The following is a 13,408-nucleotide window of genomic DNA, read 5'->3' on the forward strand; positions in this document are numbered from 1 at the left end:
CTGTTTGGAAACCTCCCGAGCCCTCATCCCGAGGAGCGCTCCGCAGGATGAGGGCTGGAGTTTCCATACGGGCTCTCAGCGCTCGGCCAGGATGCGCGCATTGGCCCGCACCGAGGCTTCGCTGACGCGGATGCCGAGCCCCGGCCCGTCCGGCACCACGACATGTCCGTTGCGGTTGGCGACGCGCTCCTCCAGCACGTCCTCGGTCAAGACATGGTGGGGCATGTAGAACTCGCAGCCGAGCGAGATGCCGGGCGTCGCGGCGATGAGCTGCGTGCCGGCGGCAAGCCCGATGCCGCCCTCCCAGAGCGTGCCGCCATAGCCCGGCAGCCCGGCCTGATCGGCGATCGCCATGATGGCCTGCGCCTTGAGGAGGCCGCCCGCCTTCATCAGCTTGACCGAGATTGCATTCGCGGCCTTGAGGCGGATCACCTCGTTGAGATCGCGGGCGTCGAAACAGCTTTCATCGGCCAGGATCGGCGTGTCCAGCGCCACCACGAAGGCGGCCATCGCGTCGAGATTGTCGCGCGGAACCGGCTGCTCGATGAAGGTCGGCGCGAACGCGTCGACATCGCGCAGAATCTTGATCGCGCCGAAAGGCTGCAGCGCCTGATTATAGTCGAGCCGGAGGTCGATCGCGTCGCCGAATTCGGAGCGCATCGCTTCGAGATGGGCGAGATCCTCCTTATGCGGCTTCACGCCGGTCTTGACCTTGTAGATCACGTTGCCGGCCGGGACCATGGCGCGCATCCGCTCGAGATCGGCGGCAAAATCCGGATCGGCGATCGAGAAGGAGAGCGGGATCGTGTCGCGCACCCGCCCGCCGAGCAGGTCGGCGACCGAAAGGCCCGACGCCTTGCCGACGATGTCCAGGAGCGCCATCTCGATCGCGACCTTGGCCTCGGCATGGCCAACCAGCGCGCGGTCGAGCAGGGCCATCGTCTCGCGCACGCGCTTGACGGGGCGGCCCATCAGCACCGGGCGCAGATAGACGTCGATCGCCGCCAGCGCAGCTTCCGCCGTGCCTGTGAAGACCTCCCAGGGGGCGGCTTCGCCCCAGCCCACCACGCCGTCGCTTGCGGTCAACTCGACGAGGACGCGCTTGACCGTGCCCTTGACGTTCCCGACGCCCTGGAGCCGGGCCATCTTGATCGGGCTTTCGATGAAAAAGAGCCTGATCCTTTCGAGGACCGCTCCGCTCTTGTCGACGACGGCCTGGTTGATGATGTCCTGGCTCATGCGAGCCCTCCATTGACGTGTATGATCTGGCCGGTGACGTAGGACGCAGCCGGCGAGGCGAGGAAGGCGATCATGGCCGCGACCTCCTCGGGCAGGCCGCGCCGCCCGAGTGGAATGATCGCTTCCATGCGGGCGATCGCCTCGAGGCTTAGCTTGCTGCCTCGGCCTTCGTCCTTGCGGATCAGCCCGGGCGCAACGGCGTTGACGGTGATGGCATCAGTGGCGAGTTCATGCGCCATCAGCTTCACCACCGTCTCCAGCGCGGCGCGGCTCACAGCGGTTGCGGCGAAGGGCTGGAGATCGGTGCGCAGGGCGTGAGCGACGAAGGACGAGGTGGCGACGATCCGGCCGCTGCCGCTGGCTTTCAGCAGCGGGCGCGCCGCGCGGGCCATGCGCATGAGGGCGGCGACGGATTCGTCCATGGCTTGCCCGATCTCGCTCTCGGGCAGATCCATGATGCCGGCTCTGCGGGCATGGCCGGCGACCGCGACCAGCCCGTCGAGTCTCCCAAAGCCATCGGCTGCCAGCGTCACGATCTGGTCGCAGGTCGTCTTCGCCGCCATGTCGCCAAGGATGGTCTCGACCTTGGCTCCGGCCGTGCGAGCCGTCTCGGCAACTGCGTCGAGCCCGGTGCGATTGCTGCCGGTATGTATGATGAGGCCGATACCGGGTCCGGCGAGCAATTGCGCGGTCGCCCGGCCGATTCCGCTCGCCGCACCGGTGACGAGATAGACACGATCGAGGCCGGGCATCACAGCGCCTTTTCAGCCGGGGCTTGAGCTGCGCCGCCGCGATGGAAATGGCCAAGGAAGGCCTGTGTCGCCGGCTCGCGCGGCGCGTCGATCACTTGCCGTGCCGGTCCTTCCTCGACGACCACGCCGTCGCGCATGAAGATGACGCGGTCTGCGACCTCGCGGGCGAAGGCGATCTCATGGGTGACGATCACCATCGTCATGCCTTCCGAGGCCAGCTTCTGCATCACGCCCAGGACCTCGCCGACGAGCTCGGGGTCGAGCGCCGAGGTCGCCTCGTCGAACAGCATCACCTCCGGCTCCATGGCGAGTGCGCGGGCAATGGCGACGCGCTGCTTCTGCCCACCCGACAGGCGGCTGGGATATTCGTCGACCTTGTCGGCGAGCCCGACCTTGGCGAGCAATGCCAGCGCCTGCTCGCGCGCCTGTGCCTTGGGCTTCCCACGGACGGTGATCGGCGCTTCCATGACGTTGCCGAGCGCCGTCATATGCGGAAACAGGTTGAAGTGCTGGAACACCATGCCGGTGTTGGTGCGGAAGCGGGCGAGTTCCTTCGTCTTCGGCGGCTTGCTGCCGACACCGAAGGCGAAGCTGTCCTCTCCGACCCGAACGCGTCCGCCATCGGGTGTCACCAGCAGGTTGATGCAGCGCAGCAGGGTCGATTTGCCGGAGCCGGAGGGGCCGATCAGCGCGACCACGCTCCCGGCCGCGACCTTCAGGTTGATGTCCTTGAGGACGACGAGCTCGCCGAATTGCTTGCGCAGCGCGGCGACCTCGATCTTGGGTGTCTCGATCTTGGGCGTCTCGATCGTGGATGTGGTGTCCATCGCCTGGCCTCAATCGCTCGTGGACAGCTTCTTCTCGCCCTGGCGCACAATGATCGTGAGCGGGAAGAGAAGCACGAAATAGGCGATCGCCACGGCGCTGTAGACCTCAAGCGGCCGGTAGCTGTCATGCGCCGCGATCTGGCCCTGATAGAGCAGGTCCGGCACGGCCAGCACCGAGACCAGCGAGGTGTTCTTGAACTGGATGATCGACTGGTTCATCAGCGGCGGGATCATACGCTTCAGCGCCTGCGGCAGGATGATCCGGCGCATCGACTGGAACGGGGTCATGCCGAGCGCGGCGGCCGCTTCCGGCTGGCCGGGGTCGATCGAGACGATGCCGCCGCGGATGATCTCGGCATAGAAGGAGCCGCCATAAAGCGAGAGCGCCAGGATCGAGGCCGTGACGGCCGAGATCTCGATGCCGCTCAGGATCGGCAGGGCGTAGTAGAACCAGACGAGTTGCACCAGCACGGGCGTGCAGCGGAAGACCTCGATATAGGCGAGCGCGAGCCAGCGCAGCGGGGCGAAGGGCGAGAGTTTCGCGAGCGCTCCGACAAGCCCGATGAGCAGCCCGAGCACGACGATGGCCACGGTGAAGCCGACCGTGACCCACAAGCCGTTCAGGAACAGCCAGCGATAGCTCCAGAGCGAGCCGAAATCCCATTGATACATGGCGAGGTCCAGGAAGAACGATGACCGTGACGGCTGTCACGCTATCCGGAGAACCGCGCCGTCATCCCCGGCGACCGCAGCTCGATCCGGGATCCATGCCGGAGCCTCGGCGGAATGGGCTCAGGCATGGGTCCCGGGTCTTCGCTTCGCTACGCCCGGGACGACGCTTCGGTTCGGTTGGATGCCTTGCCAGGCAAGGCCGAGCGCTCCGCCTTCAGAGCTGGACGCCGGCGGGCATGTCGGCTTCGGTGACGCCGACCGACTCCATGTTCTTGATGATCACGCTGCGGATCAGGCCGAGCCCGCGATTGAACTCGAGCCAGGTGTTGACATATTTGGGCCAGGTCTGGTCGGCCTCGCGGCGGAAGCCGGCATTCGAGGTCGTGGCGAAGACCGGGGTCGGCACCACGAGCTCGCCGAGCGCCGGGTTCTTCTTGAGCATGGTCAGCGACAGCATCATCACGATGCATTGCGCGTCGGCGCGGCCGGTCATGATGGCAGCGGCGGCGTCGTCGACGCTCTTGAAGCGCGAGATCTGCGCCTTCGAGCAGAGCCGTGTCGCGACCTGGTCCTGAGAGGAGCCGGCATCGACCGTGATCTTGAGGGCGGGGTTGTTGAAATCGTCCCAGGTCTTCTTGCCCAGGCCCTTCTTGGTGATCATCGTGAAGGCGTTGTTGAACACCGGCACCGAGAAATCGACCACCAGCGCGCGCTTGGGCGTCGGGTTGAGGCCGAAGAAGATGTCGATCTTGTTCGCCTGCAGGTCGAGGACGGAATTGCCCCAGGTCGTCTCGAGGATCTCGAGCTCGACTTCGAGCTCCTCGGCCAGCGCCTTCGACAGGTCGATATAGAAGCCGCCCCACTGACCGGTCACGATGTCCTTGTTGTAATAGGGGGCCGCTCCCGCCACCGCGCCGATACGCAGCTTCTTGGTCCGGCGGATGCGTTCGAAGGCGGTCTCGCCTCCGGCCGCCGGCGCCTGGGCCGCAGCTGGCGAGACGATGCCGGCAGCCGCTATCCCGACGGCCGCGGCGCCGATGGCGGTGGCGATATCCCTGCGCGAAACCATGGTGATCCCCTCACTCTGATGACCGGCCAGCCGGGGCGCGATCGACATCTCGTCGTCTTTACTCTGCCGGAAGATCGCCACGATCAAGCGCCTTCTGCGTGCATGGCACCGCAGATATGCGCGCTTCCGTGACGAATTGGCCGGGCAAGATGCGATCCGTGCAGCTTTGCCGGCAAGGGCGGCGGCTCGGATGCAGAAGGCAATGACTGCTTCTGATTTGTGCGAATGCCCAATCGTTCGGCGGTCTGCCGGTTTTTCTGGACAATGCACCCGCGAAAATCGCGACGCCGCTGGCGAGCATGCACCGCTGCGATGGCTGGTCGGCGTTTGGCACGCCCCTTGTAGGGCGCATGCCCAACCAGGAGGCAGGATTGCGCGGTTCCGATCTCGAACTCGTTCAGGTCACCAAGCGCTATGGCGCAACGGTTGCCGTCGACGCGATCAATCTGCGCGTCAAGGCCGGCACCTATTGCTGCCTGCTCGGCCCCTCCGGTTGCGGCAAATCCTCGACCTTGCGGATGATCGCCGGCCATGAGGCGGTGAGCGAAGGCGACATCATCCTGGGCCCGACCAATGTCACCGATCTGCCGCCGGCCAGGCGCGGCACGGCGATGATGTTCCAGAGCTATGCGCTGTTCCCGCATCTCTCCTGCGTCGACAATGTCGCCTTCTCCTTGAAGATGCGTGGCGTCGCGAAGGCAGAGCGCCGAGCGGAGGCGATGCGCCTGCTCGAACTCGTCGCGATGGAGCGCTATGCCGAGCGCCTGCCGGCGCAGCTCTCCGGCGGCCAGCAGCAGCGCGTCGCGCTCGCCCGCGCCCTGATCACCAAGCCGCAGATCCTGCTGCTCGACGAGCCGCTTTCGGCGCTCGATCCGTTCCTGCGCATCAAGATGCGGGCCGAACTGAAGAAGCTGCAGAAGGAGCTCGGCATCACCTTCATCCACGTCACCCATGGCGAGGACGAGGCGATGGCGCTGGCCGATCTGATGGTGGTGATGAACCAGGGCCTGATCGAGCAGGCGGGCACGCCGCGCGCGGTCTTCAATGCGCCGGCGACCGCCTTCATCGCCCGTTTCATCGGCGGCCACAACATCGTCTCCGATGCCGCCGGCGCGATTGCGGTCCGCACCGACAAGCTGCGCCTGACCAAGGCCGTGAACGGTGCGGCCCGTACCGCCGTGGTCAGCGATGTCGAATATCAGGGCTCCTATGTCCAGATCGGACTGGCGGCGGATTTCGCCACGGAATTGACCGCCAATCTGAGCGAAGCCGCCTTCGACGCCGAGCCGTTCAATCCCGGCGATACCGTCGCCGTGAGCTGGCGCGAGGCCGACATCCACCGGCTTGGCGCCGCCACCTGACAACATGACCGACCAGCAAGATCGATGAGCAAGATCGATGAGGAGGAGAGAGTGATGGGTAAGGCGAAGGATATGAAAGGCGTCTCGCGGCGCACGCTGCTGAAGGGCGCTGGCGCTGCCGCTGGCGTTGCCGCCGGTTCAGGCGCGATCACCGGCTTCCCTGCGGTCTGGTCGCAGGAGCCTAAGGTGCTGCGCTATCTCGGTACGGCCGTGAACCAGGCCGACGACATCACCAAGAAGGTCAAGGCTGATACCGGCATCACCATCGAATACATCTCGGCGACGACCGACGACGTGACCAAGCGCGTCATCACCCAGCCGAATTCCTTCGACGTGCTCGACACCGAATATTTCAGCCTGAAGAAGCTCGTGCCGTCGGGCAACATCCTCGGCATGGACGCCCGCAAGATCAAGGAGTTCGACAACATCACGCCGGTCTTCACCAAGGGGCAATTGCCCAATGGCAAGGTCATCGGCGACCAGGGCACCGCGCCCAAGAAGGTGATGTTCGTCGAGGGCGCGAACTCGACCAAATTCGCGTCTGGCGTCACGCAATGGGTGACGCTGATCCCGACCGTCTACAACGCCGACACGCTCGGCATCCGCCCCGATCTGATCAAGCGCCCGATCGAGAGCTGGAAGGAACTGCTGAACCCGGAATTCAAGGGCAAGGCCTCGATCCTCAATATCCCCTCGATCGGCATCATGGATGCGGCGATGGTGGTCGAGGCGGCCGGGCTCTACAAATATCCCGACAAGGGCAATATGACCCGCGCCGAGATCGACCTCACCATGAAGGTCCTGACCGAGGCGAAGAAGAGCGGCCAGTTCCGCGCCTTCTGGAAGGACTTCAACGAGAGCGTCAACCTGATGGCCTCGGGCGAGACAGTGATCCAGTCGATGTGGTCGCCGGCCGTCACGGCGGTGCGCACCAAGGGTATCGCCTGCACCTTCCAGCCGCTGAAGGAGGGCTATCGCTCCTGGGCCTCGGGCTTCTGCCTGTCGAAATCGGTCACGGGCCGCAAGGCCGAGCTCGCCTATGAGTTCGTCAACTGGTTCCTGTCCGGCTGGGCCGGCGCCTATCTCAACCGGCAGGGCTATTATTCCGCCGTTCTCTCCACCGCCAAGGCCAATATGGAGCCCTATGAATGGGCCTATTGGATGGAGGGCAAGGCTGCCGAGAAGGACATCAAGGCGCCCGACGGCTCGCTATTGGAAAAGGCCGGCGCCACGCGCGACGGCGGCTCTTATGACGACCGCATGGGCAATGTCGCCTGCTGGAACGCGGTGATGGACGAGAACGACTATATGGTCCGCAAATGGAACGAGTTCATCGCGGCGTGATGTGAACGCGCCTCTGCACATCATCGATCGATTGACGACACCCGCGCCGTCATCCTGGACAAGCCGCGCAGCGGCGCAGATCCGGGATCCATCGTAGAGCGCCTGAGCCCTACGATGGATCCCGGGACGACCTGTGGTCGCCCAGGATGACGGCGCGGTTTGACGATAGATGTTAGGCCCTGAACGGACCGAAAAGCCCCACCCATGCCAGCGACGAAAACCGCCTACGCGCCGCCGGCCTGGCTCCAGGCCTTGCCTTTCGCCGGCGTCTTCGCGCTGTTCTTCGTCATTCCCTTGCTCTTCGTCGTGATGGTCTCGTTCTGGGACTACAACGATTACTCGATCATCCCGAGCTTCACGACGCGCTCCTATGTCGAGACCTTCGAGGGCTGCTACGACCAGCTGCCGGAGCTCTGCACCATCCTGAAAACCTATCTCTCGACGGTGAAGTTCTGCCTGATCGTCTGGGCGATCACGCTGGTGATCGGCTTCACCATCGCCTATTTTCTCGCCTTCCACGTCCAGTCCGTGACGATGCAGATGACGCTCGCGCTCATCTGCACGATTCCCTTCTGGACCTCGAACGTCATCCGGATGATCTCCTGGGTGCCGCTGCTGGGCCGCAACGGGCTGGTCAACAGCGCGCTGATGAAGGCGGGCCTGATCAATCAGCCGATCGAGTGGCTCCTGTTTTCACAATTCTCGGTGGTGCTCGCCTTCGTGCACCTGTTCACCTTCTTCATGGTGATCCCGATCTTCAATTCGATGGCGCGCATCGACAAGCGCCTGCTCGAGGCTGCCTATGATGCCGGCGCCAGCGGCTGGCAGACGCTCTGGAACGTGGTCATTCCGCTGGCCAAGCCCGGCATCGTCATCGGCTCGATCTTCGTCGTCACCATCGTGATGGGTGATTTCATCACGGTCGGCGTGATGGGCGGACAGCAGATCGCCTCGGCCGGCAAGATCATCGAGACGCGGCTGAATGCGCTGCAATTCCCGCCGGCGGCTGCCAATGCGGTGATCCTGCTCGCGATCACGCTCCTGATCATCACGGCGCTGAACCGCTTCGTCGATATCCGCAAGGAGCTGTGAACGTGACGATGTCACTCGGAAACACTGCGTCATCCTGGGCGAGCGAAGCTCGTCCCGGGATCCATCATAGAGCACTGACGGCGCTCTATAATGGATCCCGGAGCTGCGCTGCTTCGCAGCTTGTCCAGGATGACGCCGCGTTTCCGCACAAGATCGTCGAGCTCTAGCCATGCGCGAGGGCCGTCCCGCTTCCTTCTACTGGCTCGCCGCCTTCTTCGGGCTGTTCGTGCTGTTCCTCTACGGGCCGATGATCGCGATCTTCGCGCTCTCTTTCCAAGGGCCGACCGGCGGCATGACCTTTCCGATGAACGGGGTCTCGCTGCACTGGTTCGGCAAGCTCTGGAGCGGCGGCGGCATCGTCGACATCAAATCGGCATTCTGGCGCTCGCTCCAGCTCGGTTTGACGGTGATGCTGATCACCATGGTCTTCTCGGTTCTGGCGGGGCTTGCCTTCCGCAAGCGCTTCAAGGGCCAGAACCTGCTGTTCTACGTCACCATCGCCAGCCTGATCGTGCCCTCGATCGTGACATCGCTCGGCATTGCCCTGCAATTTCGCCTCTTCGACGAGGCGGTGAAGGCCTATGCGCCGGGCTTCATCGCCGAAAGCTACACCACCGCCATGGACATCTTCACCTCCGGCCTCGGCGCGCATCTGACCTGGGCCTTGCCCTTCGGCCTGCTGATCATGTTCGCGATCTTCAACCGCTTCGACGGCCGGCTGGAGGAAGCGGCGCGCGATCTCGGTGCTACGCCCTGGCAGAGCTTCCGACATGTCATCCTGCCGGTGATCCTGCCCTCGCTGATCGGCGTCGGGCTCTTCGGTTTCACCTTGTCCTGGGACGAAATCGCGCGCTCCTCGCAGGCGATCGGCGAGAAGAACACGCTGCCGCTCGAACTCCAGGCGCTGACCTCGACCGTGACGACGCCGGAGATCTATGCGCTCGGCACCGTCACGACCGGCGTGTCTTTCCTGGTGATCGGCCTGGCGCTCGCTGCGATCCTGAGCCTGCGGGCGCGCCAGGCGCGGCGCGGCTCGGATGCCGGCAAGGGCATGGTCTAGCTGGTATCAATACCATCCAGGCCGTCATTGCGAGCGTAGCGAAGCAATCCAGGGGGACGTCGAGCTCTGCCGCCCCTGGATTGCTTCCTCGCTTCGCTCCTCGCAATGACGGTGTGGTTCAGGCTAAAATCACCCCCCAAGAGCATCGCTCTTGCGAAAAACCGGCACCCACTTTTACGCATCCTGCTCTAGGCTGGCGGGCGCGTTGTGAAGCCGAGCGCCGCCTCCAGGCGCGCGGCGATAGCGAGCAGATAGCCGTCCTCATGCCAGCGCCCGACGAGCTGCAGCCCGATCGGCAAACCGCCCTCGGAGAGACCGCAAGGCATTGACAGGGCCGGATGCCCCGTCAGGTTGAAGGGGAAGGTATAAGGATACCAGGCGCCGCGGATCGTGCCGGCGTCGCGCCCCGCGATCGCGATGCGGCCGAGCGGATCGAGACCGACCGGCAGGGCCGGAGCCGACAGCGTCGGTGAGGCGATGAGGTCGAAGCGGGACAGGATGTCCTGGATTTGCGAGAAGCAGTTCGTGCGCGCGAACTGCGCCTCGCAGAGATCGGCGGCGCTGTAGGCGCGCCCGGCCTCGATCGTGGCGATAAGCGTCGGGTCGAGTTTTTCGGGCGAGCGCGCCGCATGGCCACCCAAACGCGCCAGCAGCAGCGAGCGCAGCAGCACCAGGAAATGCGGTTCGAGCGAGACGAGATCGAGCTCGATCGGCTCGACGATCATGCCGAGCGCCTCGGCCTGCTTCATCGCGGCGAGAACGGAGTTCTCGACCTCCGGATCGAGAACATTGCCGCAGCGCAGCAGGAAGCCGATGCGCGGGCGCTCGGCCTCGCCCAGCACGCGGTGCGGCAGGGCTCCGACCTGGCCGTAAGGGTCGCGCCGGTCGGGCCCGACCAGCACCTCGAACATCAGCCGCGTATCCGCGACGTCGCGCGCCATCGGCCCGACATAGGAGTTGGCTCCGAACAGATCGGGCGCCTGCAGGTTCGGGATCGCGCCGAGCGTCGCCTTGAGCCCGACGACGCCGCAGCAGGCTGCCGGAATCCGGATCGAGCCGCCGCCATCGGAGCCGAGTGCCAGCGGGCCCATCCCGGCCGCGACCGCGACCGCCGCGCCGCCCGACGAACCGCCGCAGCTATGGGCATGGCTCCAGGGGTTGAGCGTGCGCCCGAAGAACGGTCCTTCGGTGAAGGGCTTGTGCCCGAATTCCGGTGTCGTCGTCTTGCCGATCAGGATCGCGCCCGCTGCCCGTGCCCGGGCGACCGCAACGGCATCGGAGGAGGGCAGCGTGTCGGCGAACAGGGCAGATCCCTGCGTGGTGGCGACGCCCTCCGTATTGGTCAGGTCCTTGACCGAGAAGGGAATGCCGTGGAGCGCGCCGAGCGGTGCGCCGTTCATGATCGCGGCCTCGGCCGCTTTCGCCTCGCTGCGCGCCCGCTTGGTGCAAACCGCCATGAAGGCGTTGAGCTCCCGGCGCTCCTCGATCCGGGCGAGCGCGGCCTCGACCGCGTCGACCGGGGACACCTCGCGCGCACGAATAGCGGCAGCGAGCTTGATGGCGGACAGGTCGGTGATGGCGGTCATGCTCGTGCTCCGTCAGATCATCCAGCGGCCGCCATCGATCAGCAGCGTCTGGCCGGTGACATAGCGGGCGTCCTCGCTGGCGAGGAATGCGACGCAGCCCGCGACATCCTCGGGCTCGGCGATGAAGCCGGCCGGCGTCGTCGCCTTGATCTTTTCGATCACGGCAGGCGTCAGCCGGTCATGGGCGCGGGTGCGGATCGCGCCTGGCGCCACCGCATTGACCGTGACGCGATGGGCCGCAAGTTCCCGCGCCAAGGCGCGGGTGAAACCGATGATGCCCATCTTGGCAGCGGCATAATCGGTCAGGCCGGCGTCGCCGACGAAGGCCGCATCGCTCGACATGTTGACAATCCGCCCGCCGCGCTCGCGCATCGCCGGCACGACGAGGCGCGACATCCGCATCGCGGTGAACAGCGAGACCTCCAGCACGAAGCGCCAGACCTCCTCATCCGATTCATGGAATTGGGCGGCGCGCTCGCGCCCGCTTTGGCCGACATTGTTGAACAGGATGTCGACCGGACCGAAGCTTGAGACAGCGCGCGCATGGAAGTCGGCGAGCACGGCAGCGTCGGTGCAGTCGCCCGCCACTGTGAGCAACTGTTCTGCGGGCACGTCCCTGAAGCTCTCCGCGAAACCCTCGCTTTCGCGGTCAATCACGGCGACGCGCGCGCCTTCGGCGAGGAAGCGCCGGGCGGTGGCCGCGCCGATGCCGTGGGCCGCGCCGGTGATCGCCACGACCTTGCCGGAAAAGCGGCCTGCGCTGGCGGTCATGAGCTGCTCCTCAATGACAAGATCTGTTCCTCAGTGAAAAGTGCGGCCGCCATCGACGGCGATCGCCGTGCCGGTGACGTAGGAGGATTCAGCTGAGGTCAGCCACAGGATCGCGGCGGCGATCTCATCGGGCGCGGCGATGCGCTGGAGCGCGTAGCGGGAGCGCACGGCCTCATAGGCCGCCTGCGGATCGGGCGATGTATCGATGCCGGAGCGGAAGAGTTCGGTCTCGACCGCGCCGGGGCAGACCGTGTTGACGCGGATACCGAATTCCGCCGCCTCCATGGCGAGCGCCTTGGACGCCATCTGCAAACCGGCTTTCGACGCGCAATAGGCGGTGCGGTGCTTCAATGGCGAGAGGCCGGCGCCCGACGAAACATTGACGATGGTGCCGCCACCAGCCGTCTTGAGATGAGGGTAAGCCGCCTGCATCACCAGCATCGGCCCGGTCAGGTTGACGGCGAGCACGCGGCTCCAGTCGGCGAGCGCCATCGCCTCGATATCCGCGACAAGATCGATGCCGGCGGCATTGACGATGCCGTCGAGCCCGCCGAGCGCGGCGGCGCTCTCAGCCACGGCAGCCGCTACGGAAGCCGGATCGACGACATCGGTCTTGGCCGGATGGAGCTGGCTGCGGTTGAAACGCCCGGCCAAAGCCGTCAGCGCTGCCTCATCCCGGTCGAGCGCCGCAACGCGCGCGCCTTCGCCGATGAAGCGCTCCGTCGTCGCAAGCCCGATGCCCTTGGCGGCGCCGGTGATCAGGATGCGCCGGCCCTTGAGCGCGCCGCTCATCGCCTGGCCTCCGCCCGCGCCGTCTCCAGACCGGGCCGCATATCGTCGACCATCTCGTCGCAGCGTCCGATCCAGACATCCTTATGCTTCAGCGCATGCTCGATCAGCCCTTCCAGCACCTTGATGCGCGAGGGCTGGCCGATCATTTCGGGATGCATGCCGATCATCATCATCCGGTCCTCGGCATAGAGCACATCGAACTCGCTCTTCCAGGCTTCGAGCAGCGCGGAAGGGGCCTGCATGGTGCGGCCGGGCAGCACGATCGAGTACTGGAAGAAGGGTGCGTCATCGAGCACCCAGCGGAAGGGCAGTTCGACGATCTTGGTCTCTTTGCCCTCGACCTCATGCAGATAGGGCGAGTCGTCGTCGAAGAAATTGGAGGAGTAGTCGAAGCCGTATTCGACCAGCATCGGCATGGTGATCGGGCTGATCTCGGCGGCGGGCGAGCGCCAGCCGCGCGGAGCTTTGCCGCTGATGCGCAGGATCGACTGAAATGCCTTCTCCATCTCCTCGCGCTCTTCGTCGGGCGTGAGGCTCAAAATCCATTTGTGGCTGTAGCTATGGTGGGCGAGCTCATGGCCGCGCTTCAGGATCTCCTCGATCAGCCCCTCGCGCTGGTCGATGATCAGCCCGGGCACGAAGAAGGTCGCCTTGACGCCGTAGCGGTCGAGCAGATCGAGCACGCGGCCCGTGCCGACCTTCCAGCCATAGGCGCCCTGCGACATCAGGATCGGGCGGTTGGCATAGGCCGGGTCGCGCCCGGTCCACATCGTCTCGGCGTCGAGATCGAAGGTCAGGAAGAGCGGGAAACCCTTGCTGGTGAGAGGCATGGTCTTTTCAACT

The 13,408-nt window shown here is 65.3% G+C and carries 13 protein-coding genes; 4 read left to right on the top strand and 9 right to left on the bottom strand.

Features of this window, described 5'->3' with window-relative positions:
* Positions 1-75: 75 nt before the first annotated feature.
* From BMZ97_RS21610 to BMZ97_RS21630, 5 genes are all read right to left on the bottom strand, one after another.
* The gene (locus tag BMZ97_RS21610) at positions 76-1,239 is read right to left on the bottom strand and encodes an enolase C-terminal domain-like protein (RefSeq protein ID WP_092174473.1); all 1,164 of its coding nucleotides are present in this window, start codon (positions 1,237-1,239) and stop codon (positions 76-78) included.
* On the bottom strand, positions 1,236-1,991 hold the full coding sequence (locus tag BMZ97_RS21615; protein WP_092174476.1) for an SDR family NAD(P)-dependent oxidoreductase: 756 nt from the start codon (positions 1,989-1,991) through the stop codon (positions 1,236-1,238). The genes BMZ97_RS21610 and BMZ97_RS21615 overlap by 4 nt, the downstream gene beginning before the upstream one ends.
* Entirely contained in the window at positions 1,991-2,818 is an 828-nt protein-coding gene (locus BMZ97_RS21620; protein ID WP_092174478.1) for an amino acid ABC transporter ATP-binding protein, read from the bottom strand. The genes BMZ97_RS21615 and BMZ97_RS21620 overlap by 1 nt, the downstream gene beginning before the upstream one ends.
* Before the next feature lie 9 nt (positions 2,819-2,827).
* On the bottom strand, positions 2,828-3,490 hold the full coding sequence (locus tag BMZ97_RS21625; protein ID WP_092174481.1) for an amino acid ABC transporter permease: 663 nt from the start codon (positions 3,488-3,490) through the stop codon (positions 2,828-2,830).
* A gap of 214 nt (positions 3,491-3,704) precedes the next feature.
* Positions 3,705-4,559, bottom strand: a complete 855-nt coding sequence (locus BMZ97_RS21630) for a transporter substrate-binding domain-containing protein (RefSeq protein ID WP_092174756.1) — start codon at positions 4,557-4,559, stop codon at positions 3,705-3,707.
* A gap of 371 nt (positions 4,560-4,930) precedes the next feature.
* Here BMZ97_RS21630 and BMZ97_RS21635 point away from each other — a divergent pair, with 371 nt between their 5' ends.
* The 4 genes from BMZ97_RS21635 to BMZ97_RS21650 all read left to right on the top strand — a co-directional run bounded on the left by BMZ97_RS21635 (position 4,931) and on the right by BMZ97_RS21650 (position 9,416).
* Positions 4,931-5,920 (top strand): ABC transporter ATP-binding protein, encoded by a 990-nt coding sequence (locus BMZ97_RS21635; RefSeq protein ID WP_244546532.1) that lies wholly within the window; start codon positions 4,931-4,933, stop codon positions 5,918-5,920.
* Between the two features lie 54 nt (positions 5,921-5,974).
* A complete protein-coding gene (locus BMZ97_RS21640; protein WP_092174487.1) occupies positions 5,975-7,264 on the top strand; it encodes an ABC transporter substrate-binding protein in 1,290 nt (429 codons plus the stop codon).
* Between the two features lie 204 nt (positions 7,265-7,468).
* Positions 7,469-8,356, top strand: a complete 888-nt coding sequence (locus BMZ97_RS21645) for an ABC transporter permease (protein ID WP_092174489.1) — start codon at positions 7,469-7,471, stop codon at positions 8,354-8,356.
* A gap of 169 nt (positions 8,357-8,525) precedes the next feature.
* Complete coding sequence (locus BMZ97_RS21650; RefSeq protein ID WP_092174493.1) at positions 8,526-9,416, top strand: ABC transporter permease; 891 nt, start codon at positions 8,526-8,528, stop codon at positions 9,414-9,416.
* A gap of 188 nt (positions 9,417-9,604) precedes the next feature.
* Here BMZ97_RS21650 and BMZ97_RS21655 read toward each other — a convergent pair whose 3' ends face one another.
* The 4 genes from BMZ97_RS21655 to BMZ97_RS21670 are packed head-to-tail and all read right to left on the bottom strand — an operon-like array spanning position 9,605 to position 13,395.
* Entirely contained in the window at positions 9,605-11,002 is a 1,398-nt protein-coding gene (locus BMZ97_RS21655) for an amidase (protein ID WP_092174496.1), read from the bottom strand.
* A gap of 12 nt (positions 11,003-11,014) precedes the next feature.
* Positions 11,015-11,773, bottom strand: a complete 759-nt coding sequence (locus BMZ97_RS21660; RefSeq protein ID WP_092174498.1) for an SDR family NAD(P)-dependent oxidoreductase — start codon at positions 11,771-11,773, stop codon at positions 11,015-11,017.
* Between the two features lie 30 nt (positions 11,774-11,803).
* Entirely contained in the window at positions 11,804-12,565 is a 762-nt protein-coding gene (locus BMZ97_RS21665) for an SDR family NAD(P)-dependent oxidoreductase (protein WP_092174501.1), read from the bottom strand.
* Positions 12,562-13,395, bottom strand: coding sequence for a polysaccharide deacetylase family protein (locus BMZ97_RS21670; protein ID WP_092174504.1), 834 nt, complete (start codon positions 13,393-13,395; stop codon positions 12,562-12,564). The genes BMZ97_RS21665 and BMZ97_RS21670 overlap by 4 nt, the downstream gene beginning before the upstream one ends.
* Positions 13,396-13,408: the final 13 nt, after the last annotated feature.

The sequence above is a fragment of the Allobosea sp. OK403 genome (assembly GCF_900113835.1).
In the GTDB taxonomy this organism is placed as follows: domain Bacteria; phylum Pseudomonadota; class Alphaproteobacteria; order Rhizobiales; family Beijerinckiaceae; genus Allobosea.

What these genes read in the sequence shown, in the direction of transcription:
- BMZ97_RS21625 (WP_092174481.1), bottom strand. Translation starts at nt 3,490, where the DNA reads ATGTATCAATGGGATTTCGGCTCGCTCTGGAGCTATCGCTGGCTGTTC.
- BMZ97_RS21645 (WP_092174489.1), top strand. Translation starts at nt 7,469, where the DNA reads ATGCCAGCGACGAAAACCGCCTACGCGCCGCCGGCCTGGCTCCAGGCC.
- BMZ97_RS21615 (WP_092174476.1), bottom strand. Translation starts at nt 1,991, where the DNA reads ATGCCCGGCCTCGATCGTGTCTATCTCGTCACCGGTGCGGCGAGCGGA.
- BMZ97_RS21620 (WP_092174478.1), bottom strand. Translation starts at nt 2,818, where the DNA reads ATGGACACCACATCCACGATCGAGACGCCCAAGATCGAGACACCCAAG.
- BMZ97_RS21665 (WP_092174501.1), bottom strand. Translation starts at nt 12,565, where the DNA reads ATGAGCGGCGCGCTCAAGGGCCGGCGCATCCTGATCACCGGCGCCGCC.
- BMZ97_RS21660 (WP_092174498.1), bottom strand. Translation starts at nt 11,773, where the DNA reads ATGACCGCCAGCGCAGGCCGCTTTTCCGGCAAGGTCGTGGCGATCACC.
- BMZ97_RS21630 (WP_092174756.1), bottom strand. Translation starts at nt 4,559, where the DNA reads ATGGTTTCGCGCAGGGATATCGCCACCGCCATCGGCGCCGCGGCCGTC.
- BMZ97_RS21640 (WP_092174487.1), top strand. Translation starts at nt 5,975, where the DNA reads ATGGGTAAGGCGAAGGATATGAAAGGCGTCTCGCGGCGCACGCTGCTG.
- BMZ97_RS21655 (WP_092174496.1), bottom strand. Translation starts at nt 11,002, where the DNA reads ATGACCGCCATCACCGACCTGTCCGCCATCAAGCTCGCTGCCGCTATT.
- BMZ97_RS21610 (WP_092174473.1), bottom strand. Translation starts at nt 1,239, where the DNA reads ATGAGCCAGGACATCATCAACCAGGCCGTCGTCGACAAGAGCGGAGCG.
- BMZ97_RS21670 (WP_092174504.1), bottom strand. Translation starts at nt 13,395, where the DNA reads ATGCCTCTCACCAGCAAGGGTTTCCCGCTCTTCCTGACCTTCGATCTC.
- BMZ97_RS21650 (WP_092174493.1), top strand. Translation starts at nt 8,526, where the DNA reads ATGCGCGAGGGCCGTCCCGCTTCCTTCTACTGGCTCGCCGCCTTCTTC.